This is a genomic window from Photobacterium sp. SP02 (assembly GCF_038519165.1).
Lineage (GTDB): Bacteria > Pseudomonadota > Gammaproteobacteria > Enterobacterales > Vibrionaceae > Photobacterium > Photobacterium halotolerans.
In genome coordinates this window covers 27,671-42,606 of sequence record NZ_JASJOJ010000039.1, presented here as the reverse complement: position 1 = coordinate 42,606, position 14,936 = coordinate 27,671, and the positions used below count along the sequence as shown (strand labels likewise).

The following is a 14,936-nucleotide window of genomic DNA, read 5'->3' as shown; positions in this document are numbered from 1 at the left end:
CAAAAACAAACAGTTACGATTTTTCGTGAATTTTAAACTCATTTTTGTTGCCAACTTTTTGGAAAATTTTCTAATTTTTTGTTTTTTAAACCCGAAATTTGCAGCAACTATTTTCACATCCATACTTTTCTTTTAACTGTCTTTCTTCTTTATATATAAACGCCAATTTATCTGGCCAGCTCTCGCTTATTTAGTGAAATCTAAAACCTCTGCCACATTTTTCGACATCCGTTAAATTGCCTGCCTTTACAGTGTTTTTTCCTATTAAAAAGCTCATAGTGAAACCCCTTACCACCATGCACCCATGCTAATTGCCACCAAGTATTAAAATAGTCACTAATACAGCGACTTATCGCACTGGCTTCGGCCATCGGCCTTTTTAAAATCTGATTATAATCCGGGCTTTACCTGATTCGAATTTGATGGGCCTATGATTAACGTAAATTTAGCTTCTCTGATTCAACGCCTGCATCCTATTGCGAAAGTCGCACTGGAAGATGCAGCCGCACTCGCTGTTTCTGAACGTTCAACGGAAGTATCGATTGAGCATTACCTGCTTAGTCTGCTTGAACGCCCAAACAGTGATTTCGACTTAATCCTGGCAAGTTTTGACTGCTCCGAAAATTTAATTCGCCAGTCTCTGAATGCCTCGCTGCAGCGCAGTGATAAATCCGCCGGTGGTAAACCTGTTTTTTCTGCCCTATTGATTGAATGGCTGCAGGAAACCTGGCTGATGTCATCCATCGACTTAGGGCAGCAACAGATCCGAACCGGGGCATTACTGCTGACACTGGTTAAAAACCCGGTGCGTTACGGCCAGCATGACATTCAGAGCTTGTTTGAACCGATCAACAGCGAAACCCTGAAACGAAACTTTGATCAGTTCACCGCAGATTCGATCGAAGCGCAGGTTGCCAATACCGAGAGCAGCGATCCGCGCCAAGAAGGCACTGCACTGAGTAAGTTCACCATCGATTTCACCGGGAAAGCCCGTGAAGGTAAAATCGACCCTGTGTTCTGTCGCGATCGTGAAATTCGCCAGATCATCGATATTCTCGCCCGTCGCCGTAAGAATAATCCCATTGCTGTCGGTGAACCGGGTGTCGGCAAAACCGCCGTGGTAGAAGGCCTGGCGCTGAAGATTGTCGAAGGCGATGTGCCGGATATCCTCAAAGGCGTCGAATTGTTCGGCCTGGATATGGGTTTATTGCAAGCCGGTGCCAGCGTAAAAGGCGAGTTCGAAAAACGTCTGAATGGCGTTCTTGATGAAGTCAAAAACTCACCAACGCCGATTATTCTTTTCATTGATGAAGCCCATACTCTGGTTGGCGGCGGTAATCAGGCTGGCGGCAGTGACGCGGCGAACCTGCTCAAACCTGCGCTGGCGCGGGGTGAAGTGAAAACCATCGCGGCGACCACCTGGTCGGAATACAAAAAATACTTTGAAAAAGATCCGGCGCTGGCCCGCCGCTTCCAATTGGTGAAGTTAGACGAGCCTTCACCGAAAGAAGCTGCGCTGATCATACGCGGCCTGCGTCCGGCTTATGAAAAAGCCCACAATATTTATGTGCGTGATGATGCCATCGCCTGTGCGGCCGAGCTGTCTTCTCGCTATATCTCAGGTCGTCAGCTGCCGGACAAAGCCATTGATGTGCTCGATACCGCTTGTGCCCGCGTCAATATCAGCCTGCGAGCAACCCCCGCGCCGGTTGAAAGCCTGCAACAGCAAATTGCCTCGCTCAACCGGGAACTGGAAGGTCTGAAGCGCGACGAACTGCAACAAACCGGCGATAAGAAAAACGCTTCCCTTATCCCGCAGATTGAAAACCAGATCACTGATTTAAAAGAAGAACTGACGGCACTGACAGCCCAGTGGCATCAGGAGAAATCGCTGATCGATGAAATGATCAGCCTGCGCCAGAAGCTGCACATCGCCACTGGCGAAGCCGAAGAAACCGCCTCTGCAGAAGACCATGCAGAAAATAGCAACGCAGCCGATATGGATGAGGCCTCGATTCGTGCTGCCATTCTGCGTTGTCAGGAAGCACTGGATGCCTGCCGTACAGACCAAGTGCTGGTTCACTTTGAAGTTGGCCCCGAAGAAATCAGTCAGGTTATCGCAGACTGGACTGGCGTGCCTGTCGGTAAGGTCTTAAAAGACGAGTCGTCGTCGGTGCTGCAACTAGATGAATCACTCGGAAGCGTGATCAAGGGCCAGCCGTTTGCGATCAGCTCGCTCAGTGAAGGCATCCGCGCCGCCAAAGCCGGATTGATGAATCCGGATGCCCCTATGGGCGTCTTCCTGCTGGTCGGTCCGAGTGGTGTGGGTAAAACGGAAACGGCCCGCGTCATTGCCGATCAGCTGTTCGGCGGCGACCGCTTTATGACCACCATCAACATGTCGGAATTTCAGGAGAAGCACACCGTTTCGCGCCTGATCGGTTCACCGCCGGGTTATGTGGGTTATGGTGAAGGCGGTATGCTGACTGAAGCTGTCCGTCAGCGCCCGTATTCTGTGGTGCTGCTGGATGAAGTGGAAAAAGCCGATCCGGAAGTGATGAACCTGTTTTATCAGGTCTTCGACAAGGGCACACTGAACGACGGCGAAGGCCGGGCGATTGACTTCAAAAACACCCTGATCCTGATGACCAGTAACCTGGCGACGCAAGAAATCGAAGCGCTGACTCAGCAAAGCGATGACATTACCGCACCGCAGATTGCTGATGCCATTCGTCCGACACTGAACCGCTACTTCAAACCGGCACTGCTGGCCCGCATGAACGTGATCCCTTATCTGCCACTGGCCGATGCGGCGATGACCGACATTATTCAGCACAAGCTGGGCAAACTCGGCGCCCGCCTGAAAGCCAATCACGATCTGACGCTGGCCTTTGAACAGGATCTGGTTGATTTTGTGCTGGGCCATTGCCGACTGAGCGAAACCGGTGCGCGTAATATCGATGCCGTGATCAACCGTCAGCTTCTGCCTCAGCTCTCCAACGAACTGCTGGGGCATCAGGGTGAAGAAAGTGTTCATACCACACTGACAGTTTCTGTTGATGAACAAGGATCGATCGAGTATGCCTTCAGTTAATTCTGGAGAACTCAATAACCTGTTACTGGCAATCAGTCAGACCTTGTCAGACCGTACACAGCTGGCGTCCACCATGGACGCCATTCTGGCCGCGGCACGTCAACTGACTCAGGCGAAGCACGGTATCATGTACGTGCTGGACCAAACCGGACAGGCATTAGTTCCCCTCAGCGTACATAAACACGAGCAAGCCATTATTGACCACATCTGGCTGCCCATGCAGCTGGATATGCTCAAAGATAATGACCCTTTTGGTTATGCCATCACTTCGGGCGAGATCGTTCTGATCAACGATCTGTACACCTATTCCGGCTATAACTGCGATCTGATTTATCAGAATGAAGCCGCCATGGGTCTGCACAGTACCAACCTGCTGGCCTGGCCGCTGAAAGATCACCAGAATCTGACCGTTGGATTACTGGTGTTGTTCGACTTGTGTCTGATCGACGATGAACAGTCGCTGTCTGTCTTTACCAAACTGGCTGGCACCAGTATTCGTCAGGCCACCCTGCTGGATACCTACCACACCAGCCTGCGTAATTTAGAAGCCGACAATGCGGCGCTTAACCGTGAAAATCAGCAACTGAAAGCCCGAAAAAAACCCAACTATGATGGGCCAATTGCGGAAAGCGAACCGATGCGTCAGGTACTTGAACGGCTGCAACGCATTCTGACCTTACCGGTTGATGTGCTGCTGCGAGGTGAAACCGGCGCTGGTAAGGAAGTGATTGCCCGTTATATTCACGACAATTCCAATCACTCAGATAAGCCCTTTATCGCGCAGAACTGTGCGGCTATTCCGGAACAACTCCTTGAGTCGGAGCTGTTCGGCCATAAAAAAGGCGCCTTTACCGGGGCCGATAAAGACAAAATCGGGCTGTTTGAAGCGGCTGATGGCGGCACATTATTTCTTGATGAAATCGGTGATATGCCACTGCTGCTCCAGGCCAAGTTGCTACGTGTGCTGCAGGAGCGTAAATTCCGCGCCATTGGCTCCAGTGAAGAGCGCAGTATTGATGTTCGTGTGGTTGCGGCGACGCACTGTAATCTGATGGATAAAATCCAGAAAGCCGAGTTTCGCGCCGACCTGTTTTACCGGCTGAATGTCTTCCCGATTAATCTGCCGCCACTGCGTGAACGACAAGATGACATTCTGCCACTGGCAGAGCATTTCATTGCCCATACCAGCCAGAAAATGCAACTGGACAGCGAGCCTGTGCTGAGCAAAAAAGCCCGCAAGCAACTGCTGGAGTACAGCTTTCCGGGTAATGTGCGGGAGCTGAGAAATGTCATAGAGCGGGCGGTTTTGCTGTCGGATTTTGAAACTGTAGACGCGCTTGAGCTGGGCGAAGCGGATACCTTTATTCCCGCAGATATCCCCGAAGAAACGATTTTTGAGGTTGAATTACCCGAGATTGACGCCGGCTCATTAAAAGATTCGGTCAATCAGTACGAGCGGGATGTCATTATCAAAACCCTGGAGCGCTTTAACTGGCAGACCCGAAAAGCCGCTGAATCTCTTGCTGTCCCTCTGAGTACGCTCAATCATAAAATCAAGAAGTATGAGATTTTGCCTTAGCCTTCACGTTTCTCCCTCTGTGTTGAGGGAGAATACTTGCGTAGCCAACCAAAGCATTACCCCGCCAACATAATCTCCATTCATTATTCGTTCAATTCATTTGACCTATTTCTGTTTCTATCACCCACATCAGATGCTTCAGTAAAGCCCAGTTTATTGTGCTAAAAATAGCTTTATTAATAACTTATAGGCCGTGCTACCTTTCCTGATACAACGTTCGAATAGCCTGACGCAGCACTCAATCATCCGGATTAAATCGGCACTTAATAATAATTATTATCGGCTTAAGCATTGCTACAGCATACAATGACGAGTGAAGCGAACAGCGTTTTTTTTATTCATTTATCATCTCTTCGAATATGTAAAATCAATATGATAAATGGTGCGAATACTCATGATCATATGAACTCAATACACCAAGATGCATATATGGTTTTCATTGCATGAAGATCACTGATGAGGCTCGGTAACGGCGAAAAAACACCCAGTAACGTTTAGCAAGATTCGGTAGGGGGGAGATAAAAAATCACCGCCGAATGGCGGTGATTATTAGTGCTTACTGAACGAATATATTGGCTGTTTTTCCTTGGCCGTAATTCTCGTATTTATCTTCATAACCAGCCTGAACACCGATGCTCTGAGCGCCTAGATCTAGCTTAGCTGAATTTAATTCATATATAAACTCAGTCCGTTCTGGATTAGTCTGCAGGATAGTCCACTTTTTAGATAATATAGAATTTTCAGGTGTCGGTGTAATACTACCCGGAACTGAGCGATTAAATGTAAATTTAACTTTCAATTTCTGCCCTTGTGTAACCGTTGAGCTACCATCCGGGAATGTAATTTGCGCTGTCAATGGCGAACCAATCACCGCTATATTCATTTCAGCAGGATCACCTGGCATCTGATCATCCGAAGAGACATAGCTGCCTTCAGGAATACTGATATTGACATCCGTATCCAAACCATTTGGCGATATATAATCAACTTCCCAGCGATTACCAGATCTTTCATTAAAGTTACTGAAATAACCTACATTACTGCCAACAGTCGGTGTGGCCACCAAATCATCAACCGTAAAACCTTCAATCCCTTCAGAGAATTGAATAGACAACGTCTTGGTTTTGTTTCCACCCATTTCAACACCATCAGGAGAAGTAATCGTCGCTGTTGGCACAGTCCAAGCTTCAATCACTATACCTTGCTGAACTTCGGTGACAGGGTTACCAGCATAGTCTTTGGCCGTGATTTCCAAATCATATACACCCGGTATGACAGCAAACTCAAAACCATAGGTTCCACTTGGCTCGCCTGGCTTCGAAATACTTGCAGGGTTTTGCAAATTCCCTTCAGAATTCTTTAGCTTTGCAATAACTGATGTTGGATCCAGGTTCGCATCAGAAATATCAGCCGTAATTTCCAATCTGTAGCGACCATTTTCTGGCTGTACCTTCAACTGATTAGGTAAAATGTTCAGAATCATCGGATTTACCATATCAATAATCAATGGTGATATGGTCACTGGTGAGCTTTCGCCTTTCAAGGTATAGCTAGTCAGTGAGCGTCCAAGATTATCCAGAATGGCCAGTTTCAGGTGATATGGCCCCTGCATACTTTCAGTCAGAGTTGCAATCTCAGTCGCCGTCGTCAGACCGTTGAATTCTCCGGCCAATGTAATTGGGCTCAGACCCGCAGCCTGTGGCTCCAGTGTTAGAGCATAGCCTTTCACTTCTGCGCGTGAATTCGGATCCGTAGTCGTGCTGATATTAAACGTCTGACTGTTATTTCTCAGAACAATGTTCGAACCGACTTTCTGCGCCCCTAACAGTTCTAGCGTCGCTATTGGCTTAATGATATTGACAGTGAATTCTTTGACGTCTTTTTGCCCAACTTTATCTTCAACTGTCAGAGCCACTCGGAAACTGTCTTTATTTCCTAATAGTGCAGCATCAAACGTCAGCTGTGTAATAGTGTCATCACCGTATGATTTTTCAACAACAAATGATGAGTTGCCCAGATCTTTGACCGTATATGTGACCTTCTCTAGTCCACTTGCTTCATCAGACACATCAAAGTTCATCAATACATTACCATTACCGTCATTTCCAATACTGTAAACATCAGCAATAACTGGTGGTGCCTGATCAATACCAAGATCTATCTTAGTTACCGGATAATTGCTATTCCCCCAATCATCTTCAACTCGGACAGTCACAGGAATACTGTTCTCAACATAATCCGCTGCAATTTGTCCTGTAAATGTGGTACAGCGGTAAGCTGGATCATCCACGCATTGATTTACACTATCACCAAAATTATCCGGGTGAGTATTGAATTCAAATTTAGTATTACCTGTGTTAGTACCACCTAAATTAATATAGATATTTCCAAGATTAGCCTCTTGGCCCAGACCTATTTTTAGATTGAACTCCACCGTCTTACTATTAATAAAATCTCCATTTTTCTTATCTGTAATTTCAACAACTGGCTTGGTATTTGGCACTAACAATTGAATCGTAGAATCTACATCCAATACTGTATTGCCAGCCATATCTTTAAGCCCAGTGATTTTAACAAAATGCTCTACATCACCATTTCGAACCAAATCATCATATTTACCGGTAAACTTATAAGTAATCGTCTTGTTACCATTACTCCGCTGAATACCCGTTGGCTCGTATTCTTTCAAGCCTTTCAATAATTTAACGGCAGCAGTGTCATTCATGCCTGACAAGGCATCTGTTACCATAATATTCAAGGTAATCATTTTCACACCATCAACCTTGTCTACTTCGCCTTTCTTCAACATAAAGTTGTCTTTATTGGCGATCACAGGTGCATCGATATCGACCATGTTGAACGAGAAAATCTGGTCAACTTTGGCATCATTACTTGCAGTTGTTCGGGTGATCAGCACCGGATTATTCGCCATATTGCGGTCAATGTTGTCGAACTGACACACAGGCGAGGCGGTGTTGGTGTAGACCTTGTAGTAGCCCGACGTATCGTTATCCGGCGCGCCGTCACCGGTGTAATCTTCGCGTAGCCAACATTCGAGTTTATTCAGGACGGCACCTTCCGCATTCTGAATGCCGAATTCAGCACGCAGGCTCTGGCCAAAAGTGAATGTCCCGAAGTTTGCCGGGTTCAGAACGGTCAGGCTGTAGCCTTCACGCTGAACGGTCAGCGGACGTACTACGGTTGTTTTCTGACGCGGACTCGCTTGGTTGACCTTGGTTTTGTTATAGACATCAACAACCAGGTTGTATTTACCGTCGTTGGCAATCTGAGTATTCAAGGTCGCTTTACGTTGTGTTTCATTGCCCGGTACAGGACTAAAGACAATGGTTTCGCCCTGCTCGGTGCCAACACGGAACAGGGTTGCTTCCACCTTATCAATACCACTTTCAGGATCGACCGCATTCAGATAGAGGTCGACGGTTCCCACTTCAGTGATCGTCTGGGCCGGACTAATTTCAAGGTTATTACTCTGATAACGCGCTGTTAGTGAGGCATCAGGCGGTGTGGTATCCACCTGAATAGCAAAGGTCGTTTTATCCTGCAGATTGCCACGAATATCCTCAGCATTGATTTTCAGGGTGAACTTCTGCTGCATATTGGTTTCAATCTCGTTCGGATTGGTTGGCTGTGTCCCAGCTACGCCCGGCGGTGGGGTTGTGCCGGTGTAAGTCCAGTAAACCACTGAACCCGGTTTGATCGGATCTGTGCCCTCATCCTGAACCGAGATACTGAACACATAACCCGGCTCAACGAAGTCATTCACTTCATCAAAGTTATTTAACGTGATTGTCGGGCCTTCATTATCGAAGTAAGTTGAGACCGCATTTGAGCGGCTCTCGAAGCCATATTTATCTGTCGCTTTGACAAACACTTTGATCTGATGGCCTTCGCTGGTATTGATCAGCGACGTATTCGCCTTTTGCAGATCAATATTAATGTTGGTCAGCCCCTCCGGCTTGAACGGTTCCACCAGCTTGACTTCACTGGCGCTCAGTTCCTGCCAGAAACTGATATTTTCAACACTGGAGTCATCCGTAATGCTGGCAATATTGGCAATGAATTTGGTCCCCATAATATTGCCGGATAACTCAGGTGCTGTACCGTCTTTCAGCGTCGGTGTCGCGATCGCCGGACCCATTTTATCAATCTTGAATGCAAAGGTGCCTTCCCCTTCATTCGGCGGATAAGCTGTATCCCGCGCTGTGATATAGAGCGTGTAGGTTTTCCCATGCTCCAGGTTCGCCGCGACCAGCTGCATTTTGGTGTTGGCTTTATCGCCCAGCAGATACGCTGGTACTGTTGAGCAATCCGGGCCGCACGGCGCCAGATCAATCAGTCCTGCGCCGGTATGCAGTTTGAGTTCAATATCACCCAGCGCACTGACATTCCCGATCCCATTATTCAGCACCGCGAGTGGCGACCACTGGCTGTTACCGCCCAGCAGTTCCACGTCAGAATCCAGCACTTCCGGTGCCTGAAAATCGACATTCACCCGAAAACGACCGACATTCGGATCGGTAGCAGGAATGAAGTTCCCGAGTTTATCCGCACCTTCGGTGATCAGCGTCCATGAACCGGCATCCAGATGAACCGGTTTCGGAATTTCCAGATCATCGGCACACTGCGTATCCAGACACAGATACAGGGTCACGATGTTACTCTCGGATTTGGATTCATCCTGCGTCACCACACGCTCTTTGGTGCCGTTGCGGAAAATGAATCGACGCTTGGCGGGATCCTCACCAACGCGCTCATCCACTTCAAATTTCAGTGTTTGTTTAAAGTTGGTGTTGATATACGTGGTATCTGGCAGATTGTCGGCTTTAAACGGCGGAACGAAGGTATACTTCGGCGGATCGTTATCAATAATAAAGATGGTCGCTTTTTTGGTCTGGCCGTTATAACCATGGCTGTTGCCTTCACGGTCAGTTGCACTCAGCAACAGATCCAAACGGGCGATACCCGGATAGTCGTTGGCCGTATCCAATCCAAACTGATGCTTCTCTGCATAGGCATCGTTATCGATTTTATTGGCCGAGATCCCGGTTGGCGTAGTCGCATTGTTCTCGGTGTCCACACCCCAGAACAATTCTAGCTTGGTCGGCTGCGCGCTTTTATCCAGACCTGACGGGTCAGTCACATTCACAATTGCGCTCAGATCCCCGCTCACGTACCACTTGTTGAATAACTGAATGGCATTACTGGCCAGCGGGTCGAGGCTGACTGCTGGCGGCTCCTGATCGACCGCTTCCGCAGGCGAGTTAAAGACCTTCTGGCTTTGCAGCGTCGGATCCGATTTCGCAAAGCGGTTGGCATAATACATCGCCACTTTGTCATCGACTTTGCCGGTAAACTTTGTTTTCACAATGTCGTAGAAATGTTCGCCCAGTTTCTCGCGGTAATAATTTTCACCCAGCGGATCATTGGCAAAATACAGTTGCTGACCAGCGGCATTCTTTCCATCCGGTTTTCCGTCTCCAACGATATCCGTGTAATACAGTTTTGCCAGATCCGTACTGTTTTGTACCGCACTCGCATTGGCAATATCACCCATGGCTTCCAGCAGGAAGCGGTACAGATATTTACTGGACGGCGGGTTTGGAATCGTCAGCAACTCATCATTATTCGCGTAATAAGTTGTGGTCGGGTTGAAGCCGAAGAACTGGCTGGTCTGCTCCCCGAACATGGCATTCACATCCGAGAGAATGCCCTGAGCCGTGCCTTGTGTTTTATTCGATTGATCAAACAGGTAATCAAAGAACCCGGACTGGAAAACCGACAGTTCCGTGATGATAAACTCACGATCCCCGGATTCACCGCCTACAATGCCGTAGCTGCGCAGGCCGTGTTCTTCGGTCAGGTCAAATTCAGTCAGTGCATTCTGACTCCATTTGTAGAACTGGGTTGACCCCGTCACCGTTACCCTGTGGATCTCACCGGCAAACTGAGAATGCGTCTGGCAACTGGCCGTGTCTTTCAGCGTGCCGCCGCCTGTTTTCGACGGCTCAGCAAGCATCTTACACGACGCAATCGACGCCCACTGGCCGGAGGCGTTTAGCCGTTCAATGGTTGCACTCGCGCCAATATAAGGCGACGTCACCTTGATCGAAGGCAGGTTAAAAGTAGATTTGAACTGAAACTTATAAGGCACAGATAAGTTGCCTGAACCGTCCTCAGTCACAATGGTAATGGTTTGCGCGTAGCTTTCATCCACCCGGGTGAAGTCTGCCCCGAAGATTTCCCGGACAAAAGGAATGAAATAACGCGCTTCGCTGATATAGCCTTCGCTGTCGGGTGCCGGAAACACTTCATGGGGAAGCTGGCCCAGATTACTTTTCACTGTCCGGGTAATCGCGACCGGCTCACCGATTTTCCCCGCTTCATAAGTGACAATGACATTGAGTTCCTCTGCCGAGGAACTGGTCACTTCAGAGCTGCCCGTGGCGTCTGAAACACTCAGAGTCAGATACGGCACCTGATTCTGATCAAGCACCAGGGTGGTAAAGTCTGCAAAATCAACTTCCGGATGAACGCCTTTCAGCCCTTGCAGGGCATAAGCATAATTCAGGTTCAGATACTGTTTTCCGTAAAGATCCTGGAAATATTCTTGCGTCAGGTTGTCCTGATATTCGCCGGTATCTGCGTCGAAGAACTTCATCGCGACTTCAGGAAACGCGACGCTTTGCGTCGGCGCTGTGGTATCCGACAGAATCAGATGCTGTGCCTGACTTTTGTTGCCGTTACCGTCCGTTGCGGTGAGGAAGAAGGTGGTCTGTCCGCCAATGAACAGACCCCGGTCGAAATTCTGGGTAAACGCACACACATCTTCCTGAGTGTCAGGATCTTTTTGCATGGTACAGTTCAGCACGTCCGGCGCACCGGCGTTCACTGCAATGGTTGCGCTGGCAATAGCTGAACCTGCATCTTTGATGGTTCCGGTCAGGGTATAGAATGCCTTGTTGACCGGGTTAAAGGTCTTCGGCGACGTGACATTGATCACTGGTGCGAGGTTATCCCACCGGAAAGAAACGGATTGTGCATCATCGGCATTTCCGAGCACATCAGCCACTTTCAGAACCAGACGTCCCTCAACGGGTTCAGCCGATAACTTATCGATTTCCAGCGTATTGACCTTGGTGACCACCAGTGTTTCACGCACACCACTGTCGAAAGCCTCAGACTGCACACTACAGAGTGAAGAAATACCGTTTTTACAGTTTTCCAGCTCGCCCCAGCCACTTTCTGCGGTTTTGGTCTGCAAGAAAACTTCCGCGTACTCAATCCCGATAAAGTCGGTGACTTTAACAGAAACCAATCCAGAGCCGGACAAGGTTTCATTCCCGAAACGCACCACTTCCGGCGCATCTTCATCAATGGAAACCGGTGCTCTCGGGGCATAAATCCCGCCTGAAGCATTGTTCAGACGATTCACCAGCGGGGTGTAATCACTGGCAGGTGTCGAAGAAATATTAATGTCCGGGTTGTTCACCACCCGGAGCAAATGCTGGGCTAATGTGTTGGTGTAATACTCAACATTTAGTTTTTGCAGACCAAACGACAGCGCCACCGGCAAAGCCGAGACTTCATCCAGTGACCAGCCATCCAATTGTCCGGTTGCCTGAATATCACGATATTGCAGATCAGCCAGATTGTAAGAGGTATAAATGAGCTTTTCTTTGTCACTGCCGCCTGATTTTTCCAGCAGCTCATAAGCTGCTGAAGAGTATGCCAGCAAGAATGCGCCATACTGATGACCTTGTGTGGCAACAGCGCTGTAGTTACCGACAGAAATATCCAGTGGCTGAACCGAAAAGACATCAAATCCATACTGGCTGTTCACGGCTGCGTTTGCGGATTCAATGGCTGCCGCAGTCTGTTGACCTAAACGCTGAAAATTATATTCAGCCAGACCCGCGGCAATATTGGTCAGCGGAGTCAGCATGACATTCCGGTTTTGACCTTCCACAAAATTGACATAAGCCCGGAACTTCAGCGGGCCTCTGTCATTCACAGTCACGACATTTTTTGAATGCGGGTCCAGATATCCGCCACCGTTAGCTTCAATGTACAACGGTGTGGTCCCGGCCGTGAGCGCGATAGAAAAACGCCCATCCGGGTTGGTGTTGGTGGCAGCTAATAAACGACCTGCTTTACCATTGTTGAATTCGTAAACACTGACTCTTGCATTAGAAACCGCAGCATCAAATACGACGCCGCTGAGAATACCTTGCTGGCGATCTTTCGGATACTCAGGATAGGTTTCTTCACTGCCACAAGCCGACAGGAGTACAAAAAGCAACAATAAAACAATTTGTCTGAACACGTTAGCCACACTGAATAATTGGTCAATAGCGCATTATTATATGCAGTACAAGACTCAAAACAATCCAGTAAAAACAACAAGTTGCAATAACAAATCGACAGCTTCAACCGTCGAAATGACAGGCTAATAAGTAATATAATCAGGTGAATTTCATACAATCTAATCAAAAACGACACTTCTGAGCGCACATTGGCCGAATAAAATGTCTTATTAATCACTATATTTGTGAGCTGTTCACCAAGCTTGTATACCGAGAACTAATTTAGTGCAAGCTACTGAGTAGTATTTCACCATAAAACTAGCATTTCTACACAGCCAAAAATGCTGTCACCTTCGTTTTTACGGAAGGTGCATTTGCAAGTGTAGGTTTACCTATTAGCTGATGAGTTCGGTTACCTGGCTATATGGAAATCAGCCCCTCAAAAACACCATTTTGTTCTGAATGCTCCCCTTGGTATTTAGGAAGTTAATATGTACTTAATCTTATCTGACAATCTCTGGCTCCCGAATCAGATTATTGATCCACTTTTTCGACTGAATACGCTGAGTGGTCAGCCCTATCTTGACCACTTCTTCCAGCAAAATGACCGCCAGTACCCAGTCCAGTGACCAGCCCAGAACCAGGCCTGTGCAATAAGCCAACGGAATGCCTATCGCCCACTGGGCAAACAGATCAATAAAGATGCTGTAATTGATGTCGCCGCCGCTGCGCATGACGCCGCCAATCCCCACCATATTGAAGACTTTCAGCACCATGCCAAATGCCATCACCAGCGTCACATTCACGGCCAGATCTTTTTGTTCGACCGGACTTAACCCGATCAGAAAAACAATCACTGGTTGAGCCAGCCAGCAGGCTATGGCCAGTAATAACGCAAAACTGCAACTGATGATCACATACCACCAGGCGGTGCCTTCGACCCTTTGGTAGTTATCCGCACCTATGTCATTGCCTAAAATGATTGACGCGGCCACCGCAAAGCCCAGAAACGCCGAGATGAGCACGCTTTCAACCGGTGACAGCAGCGAGATAATCGCCAGCTCACTGACCCCTAACTGGCCCACCAGCACGTTATAGACCAGCAGCCCGCCCGCCCAGCCGGTGTCGTGGACAAACATCGGCATCGCCACCTTGAAATAGCGTCGTAAATGATGGCGTTTAACAGCCTCAACCCAGTGAAAACGCTCAGGCAGCAGATGCGGATAGCGGCGAGCCACCACCCAGAAAAGCAGCGCGGTTTGCAGTAACCGGGAAATGATTGTGCCGATACCTGCGCCCAGCACCCCCAGTTCAGGCAGTCCCCACAGACCGAAAATCAACAAGGCGTTCAGTAAGGCATTAATGGCTATCGCAAAGATGCTGATGATAGTGGGCAGCCTGGCATCCCCTATGGAGCGCAACGCCGATTCCAGTGGCACCACCAGTGCCGTAAAGATAATGCTCGGCCCGGTGATCCAAAGATAATCCGTTGCCAGCTGCACATAATGCGGCTCGGAAGCGACCAGTGCCACCAAAGGCTGAGGAATCAACAGATACAGCACAACGAAGGGCAGAACCACCAGCCCGGACAGCATCCATGACTGGGCCAGCGTGCGGCGAACGCCTTCCATATTACCGGCACCAAAGTATTGCGAAGCTAGTACATTTACCGCACCACTGGCGCCAACCACCATGATCAGATTGAAGAAGAATATCCGGTTGCCCACGCCGACAGCAGCCGTTGCCTGTTCGCCAAGCTGGCTGACCATGAAAATATCGACAACGCCCAGCAATGAAAACAACATCGCCTGTAGCGAGACAGGCAAACCTATTTTCAGCAATTTCTGCCAAAATGCGCGATCAATGTACTGAGCTGAAAGCAACATCACAATTCTCCTCCGGTGATTATGCGCACAGTGTAAATCTCAGACTGAATCCC

4 protein-coding genes are annotated in these 14,936 nt (G+C 48.5%); 2 read left to right on the top strand and 2 right to left on the bottom strand.

The features are described 5' to 3' along the window. Positions 1–430: 430 nt before the first annotated feature. Both tssH and P0Y67_RS15690 read left to right on the top strand, forming a co-directional pair. Complete coding sequence (tssH, locus tag P0Y67_RS15695) at positions 431–3,094, top strand: type VI secretion system ATPase TssH (RefSeq protein ID WP_342392627.1); 2,664 nt, start codon at positions 431–433, stop codon at positions 3,092–3,094. Continuing rightward, complete coding sequence (locus P0Y67_RS15690) at positions 3,081–4,673, top strand: sigma 54-interacting transcriptional regulator (protein ID WP_342392626.1); 1,593 nt, start codon at positions 3,081–3,083, stop codon at positions 4,671–4,673. Before tssH ends, P0Y67_RS15690 begins: the two co-directional genes overlap by 14 nt. A gap of 556 nt (positions 4,674–5,229) precedes the next feature. Here P0Y67_RS15690 and P0Y67_RS15685 read toward each other — a convergent pair. Together P0Y67_RS15685 and P0Y67_RS15680 are read right to left on the bottom strand one after the other, a co-directional pair. Continuing rightward, a complete protein-coding gene (locus P0Y67_RS15685; protein ID WP_342392625.1) occupies positions 5,230–13,017 on the bottom strand; it encodes a hypothetical protein in 7,788 nt (2,595 codons plus the stop codon). A 483-nt stretch (positions 13,018–13,500) separates the two neighbouring features. Continuing rightward, positions 13,501–14,883: an MATE family efflux transporter gene (locus P0Y67_RS15680; RefSeq protein ID WP_342392624.1), complete on the bottom strand. Its 1,383-nt coding sequence runs from the start codon at positions 14,881–14,883 to the stop codon at positions 13,501–13,503. Between the last annotated feature and the right edge of the window lie 53 nt (positions 14,884–14,936).

What these genes read in the sequence shown, in the direction of transcription:
- P0Y67_RS15690 (WP_342392626.1), top strand. Translation starts at nt 3,081, where the DNA reads ATGCCTTCAGTTAATTCTGGAGAACTCAATAACCTGTTACTGGCAATC.
- P0Y67_RS15680 (WP_342392624.1), bottom strand. Translation starts at nt 14,883, where the DNA reads ATGTTGCTTTCAGCTCAGTACATTGATCGCGCATTTTGGCAGAAATTG.
- tssH (WP_342392627.1), top strand. Translation starts at nt 431, where the DNA reads ATGATTAACGTAAATTTAGCTTCTCTGATTCAACGCCTGCATCCTATT.